Raw genomic sequence first — 13,539 nt, 5'->3', positions numbered from 1 at the left:
TATGAACGTGGACATCAACTGCGATTTGGGCGAGGGCTTCGGCCCCTACCGCATGGGCGACGATGCGGCGCTGATGAAGGTGATCACCTCGGCCAACATCGCCTGCGGCTTTCATGCGGGCGATCCCTCCATCATGGTCAATACCGTGCAGCTCGCCATCGACAACGGCGTGGACATCGGCGCGCACGTGGGCTTTGCGGATCTGCAGGGCTTCGGGCGCAGACAGCTGCAGTTGGATGCGTCCGAGCTGCGTGCGCTGACCTGGTACCAGCTCGGAGCGCTGCAGGGCATCGCCCATGCCGCAGGGCGCAAGGTTCAGCACGTGACGTTCCACGGCGCGCTCGGCAACATGTGCTTTGCCGATGCTGCACTCGCCGCGACGCTGATGGGCGCGATCAAGGCGTTCGACGCCTCGCTCACCGTCATCGCGCCGCCGATGACCGAGATGGAGACCGCCGCCGTCAACGCGGGCCTGCCCGTTCGGCGCGTGGTGTTCGCGGACCGCGCCTATGACGATGCGGGCCTGCTCGTCTCGCGCAAGCTGCCCGGTGCGGTGATCCACGAATCCGAAGCCGTCATCGAGCGCGTGGTGCGCATGTTCCAGGATCGCGCCATCACCAGCCAGAGCGGCAAGCGCATGCCTGTCGCCATCGATTCGGTGCTGGTGCACGGCGACACCCCGGGTGCCGCCAGCCTGGCCGCGCTGGTGCGCGAGCGCCTCGTGCAATCCGGTCTGCAGGTGCGTCCGATTTCCCAACACAGGAACTGAGAAAGCATGTCGTTCGACATTGAAAAGATCAAATCGCTGATCGCCACCGCGGCGCAGGCGCAGGTGGATGAGCTGGAACTGGCGGAGCATGGCGTGGAAGTGCGCATTCAGCGCCATGCCGGTGCCGCGTGCGCCGTGGAGGCGAGCGCGATTCCCGCGCCGTCCACCGAACCGCCAACCGCGCCGGAGGCCAAGCCCGTGGACCTGCCGATCAACGCAGCGCTGCAGATCATCAAGGCCACCATGGCGGGCACGTTCTATCGATCGGTCACTCCCGGAGGCTCCGCGCTGGTGAAGGACGGCGACGCCGTCGAGGCGGGCGCGGTGCTGGGGGTGCTCGAATCCATGAAGATCATGAACGAGATCGAAAGCGAGCAGCGCGGACGCGTTCGGCGCGTGCTGTGCGACAACGGCGAGCTGGTGAAGGCCGGCCAGCCGCTGTTTGAGCTGGAGGAGTGCTGAACATGCGAAATGATGCAAAGACGAAGTCATTGAAAAAAGTGCTGATCGCCAATCGCGGCGAGATTGCGCTGCGCGTGCAGCGTGCCTGCAGGCGACTGGGCATCGCGAGCGTGGTGGTCCATTCCGAGGCGGACCGGGACGCGCTCTATGTGCGCATGGCTGAAGAGTCCTACTGCATCGGCCCGGCACCGTCCGCGCGCAGTTATCTGGACCAGTCGGCGCTGCTCGACGTGGCGGCGATGTCGGGCGCCGACGCGATTCACCCGGGCTACGGCTTTCTGAGCGAGAACGCGGGCTTTGCCGACAAGGTGGCCGAGGCCGGTCTGGTGTTCATCGGCCCAAGTGCAGCGGTGATGCGCACCATGGGGTCGTCTCAGAAAACGGAAAATAAAGCACGCTAAGCGTGCGTGGAGGCTGGCACCCAGCGGTACAGCGTCGGAATGGACACGCCGAGGTTCTTGGCCACGTCCTTGGGCGGCACCCCGCTGGCCAGCAGCTTCTTGGCCGACTCGATCTTGCTGTCGGTCATCTTCGGCTTGCGGCCGCCTTTGCGGCCGAGCTGCTTGGCGACTTCCAGCCCGGCGCGGGTGCGCTCGACGGTCAGCTCGCGCTCCATTTCGGCAAGGCTCGCCATGACGTGGAAGAAGAACCGCCCGGATGGTGTGCCGGTGTCGATGGAGTCGGTGAGGCTCCTGAACTGGACACCGTGCTTGTGCAGATCGCCGACCAGATCGACCAGTTGCTTGACCGACCGGCCCAGCCGGTCGAGCTTCCAGACGACCAAAGTATCGCCTTCGCGCAGCATTTCGAGCGTCTTGGCCAAGCCAGGCCGGTCTGCCCGCGTGCCACTCACCTTGTCCTCGAAGACCTTTTTACATCCGGCCTTGCTCAAGGCTTCGCGTTGCAGCTCCAGGTTCTGATCCTGCGTCGAGACGCGCGCATAGCCAATCAACATGGCTTGTCTCGCGCCCGGTCGATGCGTTCCTGCATCGCCTGCATCACTTCTTCGTGGGTGTACGATCTGGCGTTGGCGTCGGTGGCTTGCCGCAGGGCTTCCTCAACCTCGCGCGTCATCCGCTCGTAATCCTCCGGCCACAGCGCTTGCTCCATGCGCAGCGACGCCTGACCCAGCAGGTGCAGCAGGCTGAACAGCCGCATGTCGTTGGTGGCGACGATGCGCTCCCGAATCTGCTCCTGAATAGCTTCGCTAGCCCGATGCGCTTGTGGTGTGGCAGTCCCCTCGTAGTCAGCGGGGAATTCCGCTTCCTCGGCAATCCTTGCCCAGGCGCTGGCCAGCGCCTCGATGGTTGACGTGCTCATTTCCGCCGCTCCTGTGCTCTTTGGCGAATCAACCGGCCAAGGGGCCTCGACGCGAAAACCAGCAGCATCACGCCTATCGGATACCAGGTCGAGAAGACCACCAAGGCATCGAAGGCTGGCCGTCCGGTGTTGGTAGGCAGTACGGCGGTCACAGCCATCAACCCGCCGACCGTCCAGATGATGCGCCACACGTAGGGCATCACGCGGGGCACGTAGCCGTCATCGAAAGCGGTCTGGTAGTAGCGGCGCAGGCCGCGCTCGGCAAGCGCCTGGCGCTGCCGCTCCGACAGCGCATCCGTCCGGCCATACCAGCGCCGGAATGGTGGACAGCGCAGCAGCAAAGGGGTGAAGAGGATCATCACCGCCACGATCGCGACACCCCACGCCATGACGGCGCCGGCATCGGGCCGCTTGGCGTTCTCGATCACGGGCGCGAAGACGCCCGGAGCACCGATCATCCAGAACAGCGCAATGTGCTGATGGAAGGAGAGCTTCATTTGCTCATCCACTTGCGCAGCAGGCGCTTTTTCAGGGAGGCGCGTTCTTGCGGGTTGCGTCCCTTGTGATTGGCGATGCGATCCGCCGTGGCGGCCTGGCGCTTGACGGGCCAGTAGGAGCGGCCATCCTTGCCCATCGACCAGACGCTGCTGGCCTGGTTTTCCAGCAGGGGCAGATGGGCGCTCAGGGCTTCGGGCGACGCGCTGGTCAGCGCCGTGCGCTCACGGGTGCGCCAGCGCTGATGCCAGAGCTTCTTGTCCTCGCGCTCGCTGCCGCAGGTCGTGTGCCCGACGATGGGTGTTTTGCGGCGGCTGCGGCTCATAACGTAGTGGTCTCCAAGAACATTCAGGACTGATCCCAGGCGTCGATGGTCAAGACCTGATCGGCAGGACAGGCGGCTACGCGGTCGGGAACTGGATGGTGTTCAGTCTCATGCCGACCCCATTCGATTGATCGCGTCGCTTGCGGCACGCTGCGACGCAAGGAGGTTTGCGACCTGGTTTAGCAGCCGTGTCCGCTGCATGTCTGTTACCTATCTCCCCGACCGCTCATTGGACCAACTCCAGAGATTGGGCTCTATCGCTCAGCCAATACGAAACCGGCATTGGCTGATGCCACAACCGAGACGAACACAAATGGCTCGGTACCTGTATTTCGCGCCCCGTGCACTTGGCCCGGTCTTGCCACGGCTATCTCACCTTCCCTGAGGGCACGAACAATCCCATTGCCCTGAAAGTAATCAGCCATTCCCGACAAAACAGTCCACGTGTCTTGGCCGTGAGGATGAATGTGAGCCGCAATTTCCTGCCCGGGATGGACATGCCAAACCACGATAATTGAGTCTCGGGTTTCAAGCACAACGGAACGAATAGGCTCGCCTTCGGACGGCTGAACATACTCGGCTACAGAAAATATTCTCGATTCAACAGTCATCGGAGATCCCTCTTTCACAGTGCCCCCAGACAGGCTGGATATGAGTTCTAACTCGAATTTGAACGGGAGGCTGGTCGTGCGGTCGTGCAGTTGCCGATGAGCGTGTCGGCTGCTGCCTCCTTGCCCACCAGCGAACTCACGTCCGTTGCGGCCATCCAGAAGGTCTTGCCCGAGCGCGGCTCATAGGTCGCGGGATCGAACACGCCAGAGGGGCCGAACATCGGCGGCTTGATTGGTCATGGCTCCATGCCTTTGTCGTTACGGTCTTCATCGTCGGCATCCTGACGCACGGCGGGCAATTGCTGGAGCAACGCCGGCAGCCATTCCTGTACCGTCTCCCACACCACATCGAGGTTGATGTCGAAATAGCCGTGAGCCATGCGATTACGCATATTGCGCATGCTGCGCCACGGCACGTCGGCATGCGCCTGGGTGAACTCGACGTAGCCATCCATCACCTTTGTGGCCGCCTCGCCGATGACGATCAGGCTCATGATGACGGCCTGCTGGGTGCGCTTGTCGGCCAAGAAGTCGTCCTTGGCCATCCCTTCCACGAAGCTGCGCGCATCGGTTGCGGCCTGCTGAATGTGGTCGAGGTAATCGGGCAGGCGGTTCTCGCTCATATCGGTTGCGCCTCCGCGAGCACCTTGGCCCGGAACTTCGGCGGCAGGTCGCCGGGAGTCAGCAGATCGACGTCAACGCCGAGCAGCGATTTCAGTTCTTCTTCCAAATCGCCCAAGTCCAACAACGTGGCACCGGGCAGCGCATCGACCAACAGGTCGAGGTCGCTGCCATCCCGGTCGGTGCCATGCAGCACCGAGCCGAAGACGCGCGGGTTCGCGGCGCGAAAGCGGCCTACCGCTTCACGCACTGCGCTTCGCTTCATGTCAAGCACAACAGACGGTCGCATGCGCATCCTTTCTTATCGAAACTCGTTGAGATGATATGCAATCAAGAATAGAATTTCAAGAACTATTTTCGAGAATTGTCACTTTCAGAAGGCGACAGCACGAAATATCAAAAGTCGACCGCACGGTCTTTTCTGACGTTGGAGTCGCCTCAGAAAACGGAAAATAAAGCACGCTAAGGCGTAGTTCCCTCGGGCTACACCGCGTCCGCACTGCGCGGTTCTTTCTTCCCTTGCAGTGACGCAATCAGCGGGCAGGAAACGTTCCCCTTCCGCGCATGGCAGGCGCACACCAAATCAGACAGCACGGCCTCCATGCGCGCCAGGTCAGCCATCCTCTCGCGCACGTCCTTGAGCTTGTGCTCGGCCAGGCTGCTGGCTTCCTCGCAATGGGTGCCATCCTCCAGCCGCAGCAGCTCGGCGATCTCATCCAGGCTGAAGCCCAACCGCTGGGCTGATTTCACGAAGCGCACCCGCGTTACATCCGTCTCGCCATAGCGGCGAATGCTGCCGTAAGGCTTGTCCGGTTCCGGGAGCAAGCCCTTGCGCTGATAGAACCGGATGGTCTCCACATTGACCCCGGCCGTCCTGGCGAAAACGCCAATGGTCAGGTTCTCCAAATTGTTTTCCATATCGCTTGACTCCGTACATAACTACGGAAGTAAGCTTAAGCTATCCAATTCAGATTCGAAAGGACAAACGTATGTCTGAACCTCAAAACGGGCGCGGCGCGCTCTTCACTGGCGGGCTGGCCGCCATCCTCGCCTCGGCTTGCTGCCTCGGGCCGCTGGTTCTGATCGCCTTGGGGTTCAGCGGCGCTTGGATCGGCAACTTGACGGTGTTGGAACCCTATCGCCCCATCTTTATCGGCGTGGCGCTGGTGGCGTTGTTCTTCGCCTGGCGGCGCATCTACCGGCCGTCAGCCGCCTGCAAACCGGGTGAGGTTTGCGCGATTCCCCAAGTGCGAGCTACTTACAAGCTCATTTTCTGGGGCGTGGCCGTGCTGGTTTTGGTCGCGCTCGGATTTCCCTACGTCGTGCCATTTTTCTATTGATCACAGGAGTTCACCATGAAAAAGCTGCTTTCCGCCCTTGCCCTCGCTGCCGTTGTTGCCCCCGTGTGGGCCGCCACCCAGACCGTTACGCTGTCCGTACCGGGCATGACCTGCTCGGCCTGTCCGATCACTGTCAAGAAGGCGATTTCCAAGGTCGATGGCGTCAGTAAAGTTGACGTGACCTTCGAGACGCGCGAAGCGGTGGTCACCTTCGATGATGCCAAGACCAGCGTGCAGAAACTGACCAAGGCTACCGAGGATGCGGGCTACCCATCATCAGTCAAGAACTGATCATGAAAGACCCGAAGACACTGCTGCGGGTCAGCATCATTGGCACAACCCTCGTGGCGCTGTGTTGCTTCACCCCTGTTCTGGTCATTTTGCTCGGTGTGGTCGGCTTGTCCGCGCTGACCGGCTATCTGGACTATGTGCTGCTGCCTGCGCTGGCGATTTTCATCGGCTTGACCATCTACGCCATCCAACGAAAACGCCAAGCCGATGCCTGCTGCACCCCGAAATTCAATGGAGTAAAAAAATGACCGAAATCACCGTGAATGGCATGACCTGCACATCCTGCGCCACCCATGTCAAAGATGCTTTGGAAAAGATTCCCGGCGTGAATGCCGCTGTGGTGTCCTATCCAGAAAGCCGCGCGCAAGTCATGGCAGACACCGCCGTGAGCCACAACCAACTGCTGGCCGCCATCGCCGCATTGGGTTATCAAGGCTCGATCCGGGTTGGTGATTTCAAAGATGAACCAAAAATCCGTGATGCACTTGAGGGCGCCGGTTTGCATATCGCCATCATTGGCAGCGGCGGGGCCGCGATGGCGGCGGCGCTGAAGGCCGTCGAGCAAGGCGCGACGGTCACGCTGATCGAACGCGGCACCATCGGCGGCACCTGCGTCAATATCGGCTGTGTGCCGTCCAAGATCATGATCCGCGCTGCCCATATTGCCCATCTGCGCCGGGAAAGTCCGTTCGACGGCGGTATTGCGGCAACTGTGCCTGCGATTGACCGCAGCAAACTGCTGGCCCAGCAGCAGGCCCGTGTCGATGAACTGCGGCACGCCAAATACGAAGGCATCCTGGACGGCAATCCAGCCATCACCGTTTTGCACGGTGAAGCGCGTTTCAAGGACGACCAGAGCCTGGTCGTCCGTTTGAACGAGGGTGGCGAGCGCGAGGTAACGTTCGACCGCTGCCTGGTCGCCACCGGTGCCAGTCCGGCCGTGCCGCCGATTCCGGGCCTGAAAGAGTCACCCTACTGGACTTCCACCGAAGCGCTTGTCAGCGACACCATTCCCGCACGCCTGGCCGTGATCGGTTCGTCGGTGGTGGCGTTGGAACTGGCGCAAGCCTTTGCCCGGCTCGGCAGCCAGGTCACGATCCTGGCACGCAGCACCTTGTTCTTCCGGGAAGACCCGGCCATCGGCGAGGCCGTGACAGCCGCTTTCCGCGCCGAGGGCATCGAGGTGCTGGAGCACACGCAAGCCAGCCAGGTCGCCCATGTGAACGGCGAATTCGTGCTGACCACCGGACACGGTGAATTGCGCGCTGACAAGTTGCTGGTTGCCACCGGTCGGGCACCGAATACGCGCAGCCTCGCGCTGGACGCGGCGGGGGTCACTGTCAATGCGCAAGGGGCCATCGTTATCGACCAAGGCATGCGCACGAGCAACCCGAACATCTACGCGGCCGGCGACTGCACCGACCAGCCGCAGTTCGTCTACGTGGCAGCGGCCGCCGGCACCCGTGCCGCGATCAACATGACCGGCGGCGACGCAGCCCTCAATCTGACCGCGATGCCGGCAGTGGTGTTCACCGACCCGCAAGTCGCCACCGTGGGCTACAGCGAGGCGGAAGCGCACCACGATGGCATCGAGACCGACAGTCGCACGCTGACACTCGACAACGTTCCGCGAGCGCTTGCCAACTTCGACACACGCGGCTTCATCAAGCTGGTCATCGAGGAAGGTAGCGGACGGCTCATCGGCGTGCAGGCGGTGGCCCCGGAAGCGGGCGAACTGATCCAGACGGCGGTGCTCGCCATCCGCAACCGCATGACGGTGCAGGAACTGGCCGACCAGTTGTTCCCCTACCTGACAATGGTCGAGGGGTTGAAGCTTGCGGCGCAGACCTTCAACAAGGACGTGAAGCAGCTTTCCTGCTGCGCTGGATAAAAAAAGGAGGTTTTCAATGAGCGCCTACACCGTGTCCCGGCTGGCCCTTGATGCCGGGGTGAGCGTGCATATCGTGCGCGACTACCTGCTGCGCGGATTGCTGCGTCCGGTGGCGTGCACCCCGGGCGGCTATGGCCTGTTCGATGATGCCGCCTTGCAACGGCTGTGCTTCGTGCGGGCGGCCTTCGAGGCGGGCATCGGCCTGGACGCGCTGGCGCGGCTGTGCCGGGCGCTGGATGCTGCGGACGGCGATGAAGCGGCCGCGCAGCTTGCCGTTCTGCGCCAGTTCGTCGAGCGTCGGCGCGAAGCGTTGGCCGATCTGGAGGTGCAGTTGGCCACCATGCCGACCGAGCCGGCACAGCACGCGGAGAGTCTGCCATGAACAGCCCCGAGCGCTTGCCGTCCGAGACGCACAAACCGATCACCGGCTACCTGTGGGGCGCGCTGGCCGTGCTCACCTGTCCCTGCCATTTGCCGATTCTCGCCATTGTGCTGGCCGGCACGACGGCCGGCGCGTTCATCGGAGAGTACTGGGGTATCGCAGCCCTCACGCTGACCGGTTTGTTCGTCCTGTCTGTGACACGACTGCTGCGGGCCTTCAAAGATCGATCATGAGCGCTTCCCATTGAGACAAACCACGCTGTCGCTACGTTGCCTCATGCCGGCATCAAATTCGGCTGAGTAGCTTCTCGCCATCTGGACGTAGCTCACCCTTGGGTGAAACATGCCGATACAGGGTCTGCCGCGTGACGCCAAGTTCCTGGCACAGGTCGCCGACCTTGGTCTCTGGCTGACCCATTGCCGCCATCGCCAGCCGCAGCTTGGCGGCGGTCATCTTGAACGGCCGGCCGCCTTTCCGCCCGCGCGCGCGGGCCGAGGCTAGGCCGGCAATCGTGCGCTCCGCGATCAACTCGCGCTCGAACTCGGCCAGGGCGGCGAAGATGCCAAAGACCAGCTTGCCGGCGGCGGTCGTGGTGTCGATGGCCGCGCCGTGCCCGGTTAATACCTTCAAGCCGATGCCGCGCCCAGTCAGGTCGTGCACGGTGTTGATGAGATGTCGCAGGTCGCGTCCGAGCCGATCCAGTTTCCACACGACCAGTGTGTCGCCAGTTCGCAACGCCTTCAGGCAGCTCGTCAAGCCGGGCCGATCCTCGCGCATGCCGGATGCCTGGTCCTCGTAAAGATGTACTGGATCGACCCCGGCGGCAATCAGCGCGTCGCGCTGCAAATCGGTAGCCTGGGAGCCGTCCGCCTTCGATACCCGCATGTAGCCTATCAGCATGTCGTACCTGTCACATATACGTTCGATTATGTGACAGTGTGCACCGGAAAGTTCTGGTCGTCAAAATTTGTCACTTAACCCGTCATTCTGTCTAAGACATGCAAAGGGTCCATCAGGCACGTAATGTGACAGGAATTCCGGGGGGATGCCTTCCTTTGCGAAGGTGGCGCGCAACTGTTCCAGGGAAGCGGGGTCGCGCCGACCATAGGAAGCCAACGCGAACAGCGAGCGTGCCGTCTCGGGGTCGTGCCGCGCTTCAATGATGGCCTCATCGATGGCCTGGACTGCCCGTTGCCAGTGATCGACGGGTTCGGGCTTCGGCGTTTTCGCCGACAGGCCACTGGTGAAACCGGTTTGGGGTTCGGACCAGAACAGCTTTGCATGCTCGCCCGGCGGGCTTATATCCCTCATCTCAATCAAGCTGATTGCCGTTGCCGCCGCCTCCAGCATCTGCAACCGTACTGCCGGGTTCAGGGTTTCATACGGTCGCCACAGACTTTGCCCAGCACGCAGCGGATGCCCGCAGCCTTCCCAGACTTGGCGGAGATACCCCGCGCAGGTTCCGCACGTCGAAAGCGGGGTGTTCAGCTCATCGAGCAGCGTGCGTAGTAGCCGAAACCACAATCCAGCGTGGATGCGTCGGCGCGGCAGCTCCACATGGCCGGTCGTCAGTGCCTGCCAGGTGCGCCGGTCCATCACCGCAATCGCGTCGCTGGCGGTGCGCGGCGCAGTGTCGGCGTTCTCCCAGCCGAGAAACCGCCCAGGCACGCCCCAATAGGATTCCAGCCAGCAGCCATGCAGCGGGCAGCTCAGCATCAGGGGCAGCTTCCATGCAAGCAGTACGGCTTGGTTTGCCGGGTCGTTCAGACAGAGCGGGCAGGCGCGATGTATCGGCTGGCTGGGCAGCCAGGCACGCCAGCTCGTGATGGATCGCGTCCTACGGCGGAGTTTCGGCAGCAGCACCGAGAGCTGGAACGCATAGGTTTCCAATGCGTCTGGAATCTGATCATCAAGGCTGTCCAGTAGCCAAGGCACCCAGCCGGCGAAACTCATGCAACGCAGCCGGTCCGGCTCGATGCCGCTCCGCTGGGAGAGCATCGCCAGCAGCGCCAGTGGTGGCGCGGTGTCCAGGTCATCAACCTGGCCGTGACCAAGATCGTGCTCCAGCAGCTCGGACACCTCCATGTGATAGCAAAGGGCCACGCGGTTGAGCCACGAAGACAAGGCTTCGCCTTCCCTGGGAGCCGGATGCAGTGGCCAGTGTGGCGCTGGCTTCACATCAGTTCCCGCTCGAATTGCCGCCGCCGCTCGCTGGGACCGGTGTAATCGGCCATGCTGAGCGTGCGATGGTTGATCGCTTCCTCACCGCTCTCCACGGCAGCGACGGCCGCCGCCATCAACAGGTGCGCCAGCTCGCCGATGGTGCCCTCGCTGCGCGTGAGCAGGTAGCGGGCCATATCCAGCGTGGCAATCGACGAGGGTCGCCGCAGCGGGAGCGAAGCCGCGAAGCTGGCCAGCAGTGAGCAGCAATCGTCGTTGGCCTCCCACACCGGCAGCATCATCGGCTCGAAGCGGTTTTCCAACTGGTCGTCCGAGCGGATCGCCAAGTAGGCATCGCGTGTGCCGACCCCGACCAGCGGGATGCGCAGCTCGTTGCCGAGGAAACGCAGCAGGTTGAGGAATTCCCGGCGGTTGACGCTGTTGCCGGCCAGGACGTTGTGCAATTCGTCGATCACCAGCATGCGCACGCCGACCTTGCGTAGCAGTGCCAGCGCCAATTGCTCCATTTCCGGCAGCCGTGGGCGCGGGCGCAATGGCGCGCCCATCGCGGCAAGTAGCGCGACGTAGAAGCGGATTACCGACGGTTCGGATGGCATCTGCACGACCAGTACCGGAATGTGCTCCTGGTCGGCGTCGGAGCTGGCCGGGTGGGTGCGGCGGAATTTCTCGACGATCATCGACTTGCCGTTGTTGGTTGGACCGACCAACAGCAGGTTGGGCATGCGTTGTTTGTTCGGCCACGCATACAGGGCTTCCAGCCGATTCAGCGCCTCGACTGCTCGCGGATAGCCGATCCAGCGGTCAGCGCGAAGGCGATGGATGCGTTCGTCCGCCGGAAGACGGGCCAAGCCCTGGGCCACCGGCATCAGGTGGGACAAGTCGATGATGGGATATTCTTCCACGGCTACCACTCCTCAATCTGGTCGAACGGTTTGGCAGGTGGCTGGTTGTCTGCCTGCGGGTCAGCCATGTCCGCGTCCGGTGGTGGCGTGGTTTTGAAAAGAACTGCCGTTGCCTTGAGATGCTGGCGTCGATCCGCGTCGCGCCGCGCCTTGCGCGTAGCTTTCTGCGCGGTGGACACGATTTCGCGCATCTGGCCGATCATGCGAAACAGCGCCGACTCATCCACCTGTTCGCGCCCTTGCTGCCGCAATTTCGCCAGCGCCTGTCGTTGTTCCCAGAGGGTGACAGCCGGGTGCGACAAGGTGCGGTATGGAATTTCCAGATAGTGCTGCCCCTCCGGCTCCAGCACCCAAATGCGGCTGATGTCGCGCGGGTCGCGCCGGATCAGGAACGCAGGCAAGCGGTCGCGCCGAGCTATCCACGGCTTGAGCGCATCGGCGTAGTAATGGATGTGGTCGATGACGAAGCCGGTGCGGGTCAGCGTGCGGCGGATGATGGGCAGAAAATCGACCAGAAAAGCCGTGGTGCGAGTGATGACGGTTGGCACGCCGGTCCGCGCGATAGCTTCGGCCCAGCGCGCTGCCGGCGGCTGGAGCAGGCCGTTGTGCACGGAGCCGTGGTAGGTGCCGACCGCCAATGTGAGCCAGCGCTCCAGCTCACGCAGCGTCAGGGCGGCCTTGTTTTCGGAATCGTAGTCGCCGCGCTGGTCAGGGTTGGAGAAGGTCGTCCCTGGCAATTCGTCGTGGATCATCTGCATCGCCGTGCCGATGATCCGTTCCACGATGCCGCCGTAGTGCGGCTGCCCGAGCGGGCGATAGTCAAGCCGGATGCCATGCTGCTCGCAGCCTCGGCGTAGCGCTTCGCTCTTGAACTCGGCCGCGTTGTCCAGGTAGAGCAGCCTGGGCTTGCCGCTCATCGGCCACTCCATTTCTATGTTCAGACCCTCCAGCCAGGGACGCTTGTCGCAGGCGACATGCACAAGGCACAGGCCGACCGAAACAGATGACGGCGCTTCCAGCGTGACGACCATGCCGAGCACGCAGCGGGTAAACACGTCGATGGCGATGGTCAGATACGGACGGCCAATCGGTTGCCGGTCGCGCTCGTCCACCACGATCAGGTCGATGACCGTGTGATCAATCTGCACTTGTTCCAGTGGCGCGGTCACGGCGGGAGGCTCACCACCGACACCTTGCAGGCTGCGGGACGCATCCTGACCTTCCCGGCGGCGAGTGGCCTTGAGCGGATCGAGGCCGGCGATCCGCAGAGCCACGGTGTTGCGCGCCGGCGCCCGCAGCTTTTGCGCTTTGCAAGCCTGCGCGACCTCGCGGTGGAACGCTGCCAGGCTACGCTTCTGCTTGGTCAGGAAGCGCTTTTGCAGCAACTCGCGGATGATGCGCTCAACTGATTCCGGCAAGCGTCCCTTGCCTTTTCCGCCGCCGGATCGGCTGCGAGCCAGGTCCGTCACAAGCCCAGCACCTTGCCGGGCACGGCGGATTAGGACATACACCTGCCGCCTGGACAGGCCAAGCGCGTGAGCAGCGGCATCGGCGGCTTCATGCCCGACCACATCAAGCGCTGCCAGCGGCCCGATGATTTCCGCCCGTTGCCGGGCCTGCGCCCAAGCCGCATCGGGCAGGGTGGCCACGCCTTGCTCGGCAATCAATGATGTGTCTGACGCCATGCTCACACCTCGCTTTGGTGCACACGAGTATTGAGCATAGTCGAGATTGGTGCAGATGACTTCTGATATTGCGTTGTCAGGAGTCGCCTGCACATCTGGCGTTACGCCCCGTCAATTGGTGCAGTCGTCTTCTGAAAAGGGGTCTCCTCGTTTTCAGTGCAATAAGTGACGGTACGAAAAGCTAGCACTGGCGCGGAGGTGGTGTTGGTAGATCGTTGATTTCATTGACTTTCCTGTTCACTTTCAAATCTGCGATTCGTGGCG

21 protein-coding genes and 1 pseudogene are annotated in these 13,539 nt (G+C 62.6%); 9 read left to right on the top strand and 13 right to left on the bottom strand.

What is annotated here, in order from left to right:
- Nucleotide 1: 1 nt before the first annotated feature.
- The 3 genes and pseudogenes from ISG32_RS23465 to ISG32_RS23455 form a co-directional block, all read left to right on the top strand.
- A complete protein-coding gene (locus ISG32_RS23465; protein WP_194773444.1) occupies nt 2–769 on the top strand; it encodes a LamB/YcsF family protein in 768 nt (255 codons plus the stop codon).
- Between the two features lie 6 nt (nt 770–775).
- Nucleotides 776–1,231, top strand: coding sequence for an acetyl-CoA carboxylase biotin carboxyl carrier protein (locus ISG32_RS23460; RefSeq protein ID WP_194773443.1), 456 nt, complete (start codon nt 776–778; stop codon nt 1,229–1,231).
- 2 nt (nt 1,232–1,233) lie between these two features.
- Nucleotides 1,234–1,599 (top strand): annotated as a pseudogene (locus tag ISG32_RS23455) (biotin carboxylase N-terminal domain-containing protein); the annotation flags it as partial.
- 29 nt (nt 1,600–1,628) lie between these two features.
- On the opposite strand, the gene ISG32_RS23450 reads toward ISG32_RS23455, so the two are convergent.
- The 9 genes from ISG32_RS23450 to merR form a co-directional block, all read right to left on the bottom strand.
- Nucleotides 1,629–2,186: a recombinase family protein gene (locus ISG32_RS23450; protein WP_003100847.1), complete on the bottom strand. Its 558-nt coding sequence runs from the start codon at nt 2,184–2,186 to the stop codon at nt 1,629–1,631.
- Nucleotides 2,180–2,551: a hypothetical protein gene (locus ISG32_RS23445; RefSeq protein ID WP_003100853.1), complete on the bottom strand. Its 372-nt coding sequence runs from the start codon at nt 2,549–2,551 to the stop codon at nt 2,180–2,182. Before ISG32_RS23445 ends, ISG32_RS23450 begins: the two co-directional genes overlap by 7 nt.
- Nucleotides 2,548–3,048: a hypothetical protein gene (locus ISG32_RS23440; RefSeq protein ID WP_003100856.1), complete on the bottom strand. Its 501-nt coding sequence runs from the start codon at nt 3,046–3,048 to the stop codon at nt 2,548–2,550. The genes ISG32_RS23445 and ISG32_RS23440 overlap by 4 nt, the downstream gene beginning before the upstream one ends.
- Nucleotides 3,045–3,371 carry a hypothetical protein gene (locus tag ISG32_RS23435; RefSeq protein WP_003100858.1) on the bottom strand — a complete coding sequence of 109 codons (327 nt, stop codon included), beginning with the start codon at nt 3,369–3,371 and terminating at the stop codon, nt 3,045–3,047. Before ISG32_RS23435 ends, ISG32_RS23440 begins: the two co-directional genes overlap by 4 nt.
- Nucleotides 3,372–3,625: 254 nt before the next feature.
- Entirely contained in the window at nt 3,626–3,982 is a 357-nt protein-coding gene (locus tag ISG32_RS23430; RefSeq protein ID WP_003465043.1) for a cupin domain-containing protein, read from the bottom strand.
- Between the two features lie 47 nt (nt 3,983–4,029).
- The gene (locus tag ISG32_RS23425) at nt 4,030–4,203 is read right to left on the bottom strand and encodes a hypothetical protein (protein ID WP_003154411.1); all 174 of its coding nucleotides are present in this window, start codon (nt 4,201–4,203) and stop codon (nt 4,030–4,032) included.
- Nucleotides 4,204–4,218: 15 nt separating this feature from the next.
- Nucleotides 4,219–4,605 carry a HepT-like ribonuclease domain-containing protein gene (locus ISG32_RS23420; protein WP_003100872.1) on the bottom strand — a complete coding sequence of 129 codons (387 nt, stop codon included), beginning with the start codon at nt 4,603–4,605 and terminating at the stop codon, nt 4,219–4,221.
- Nucleotides 4,602–4,892 carry a nucleotidyltransferase family protein gene (locus ISG32_RS23415; RefSeq protein WP_001247892.1) on the bottom strand — a complete coding sequence of 97 codons (291 nt, stop codon included), beginning with the start codon at nt 4,890–4,892 and terminating at the stop codon, nt 4,602–4,604. Before ISG32_RS23415 ends, ISG32_RS23420 begins: the two co-directional genes overlap by 4 nt.
- A gap of 194 nt (nt 4,893–5,086) precedes the next feature.
- Nucleotides 5,087–5,521, bottom strand: coding sequence for an Hg(II)-responsive transcriptional regulator (gene merR / locus ISG32_RS23410; protein WP_000429838.1), 435 nt, complete (start codon nt 5,519–5,521; stop codon nt 5,087–5,089).
- Between the two features lie 71 nt (nt 5,522–5,592).
- Here merR and merT point away from each other — a divergent pair, with 71 nt between their 5' ends.
- From merT to merE, 6 genes are read left to right on the top strand one after another with little or no spacing between them, the layout of a single operon-like run.
- A complete protein-coding gene (merT, locus tag ISG32_RS23405; RefSeq protein ID WP_001294667.1) occupies nt 5,593–5,943 on the top strand; it encodes a mercuric ion transporter MerT in 351 nt (116 codons plus the stop codon).
- 15 nt (nt 5,944–5,958) lie between these two features.
- Nucleotides 5,959–6,234: a mercury resistance system periplasmic binding protein MerP gene (merP, locus tag ISG32_RS23400; protein ID WP_000735441.1), complete on the top strand. Its 276-nt coding sequence runs from the start codon at nt 5,959–5,961 to the stop codon at nt 6,232–6,234.
- 2 nt (nt 6,235–6,236) lie between these two features.
- A complete protein-coding gene (merF, locus tag ISG32_RS23395) occupies nt 6,237–6,482 on the top strand; it encodes a mercury resistance system transport protein MerF (protein ID WP_000654684.1) in 246 nt (81 codons plus the stop codon).
- Nucleotides 6,479–8,125: a mercury(II) reductase gene (gene merA / locus ISG32_RS23390; protein WP_000136268.1), complete on the top strand. Its 1,647-nt coding sequence runs from the start codon at nt 6,479–6,481 to the stop codon at nt 8,123–8,125. Before merF ends, merA begins: the two co-directional genes overlap by 4 nt.
- 16 nt (nt 8,126–8,141) lie before the next feature.
- Entirely contained in the window at nt 8,142–8,507 is a 366-nt protein-coding gene (gene merD / locus ISG32_RS23385) for a mercury resistance co-regulator MerD (RefSeq protein ID WP_003465059.1), read from the top strand.
- On the top strand, nt 8,504–8,740 hold the full coding sequence (gene merE / locus ISG32_RS23380; RefSeq protein WP_001087809.1) for a broad-spectrum mercury transporter MerE: 237 nt from the start codon (nt 8,504–8,506) through the stop codon (nt 8,738–8,740). Before merD ends, merE begins: the two co-directional genes overlap by 4 nt.
- 52 nt (nt 8,741–8,792) lie before the next feature.
- On the opposite strand, the gene ISG32_RS23375 is transcribed toward merE, so the two are convergent.
- The 4 genes from ISG32_RS23375 to ISG32_RS23360 are packed head-to-tail and all read right to left on the bottom strand — an operon-like array spanning nt 8,793 to nt 13,275.
- Complete coding sequence (locus ISG32_RS23375) at nt 8,793–9,407, bottom strand: recombinase family protein (RefSeq protein WP_000904941.1); 615 nt, start codon at nt 9,405–9,407, stop codon at nt 8,793–8,795.
- A 60-nt stretch (nt 9,408–9,467) separates the two neighbouring features.
- Nucleotides 9,468–10,685 carry a TniQ family protein gene (locus ISG32_RS23370; protein WP_000801210.1) on the bottom strand — a complete coding sequence of 406 codons (1,218 nt, stop codon included), beginning with the start codon at nt 10,683–10,685 and terminating at the stop codon, nt 9,468–9,470.
- Entirely contained in the window at nt 10,682–11,590 is a 909-nt protein-coding gene (locus ISG32_RS23365; RefSeq protein ID WP_000393453.1) for a TniB family NTP-binding protein, read from the bottom strand. Before ISG32_RS23365 ends, ISG32_RS23370 begins: the two co-directional genes overlap by 4 nt.
- Nucleotides 11,591–11,592: 2 nt before the next feature.
- Nucleotides 11,593–13,275 carry a Mu transposase C-terminal domain-containing protein gene (locus ISG32_RS23360; protein ID WP_010791757.1) on the bottom strand — a complete coding sequence of 561 codons (1,683 nt, stop codon included), beginning with the start codon at nt 13,273–13,275 and terminating at the stop codon, nt 11,593–11,595.
- Between the last annotated feature and the right edge of the window lie 264 nt (nt 13,276–13,539).

The sequence above is a fragment of the Diaphorobacter caeni genome, from assembly GCF_015354245.1.
GTDB lineage: Bacteria > Pseudomonadota > Gammaproteobacteria > Burkholderiales > Burkholderiaceae_C > Diaphorobacter_A > Diaphorobacter_A caeni.
Note: the sequence above shows the minus strand (reverse complement) of the source record. Positions and strands in the feature narration are given on the sequence as shown.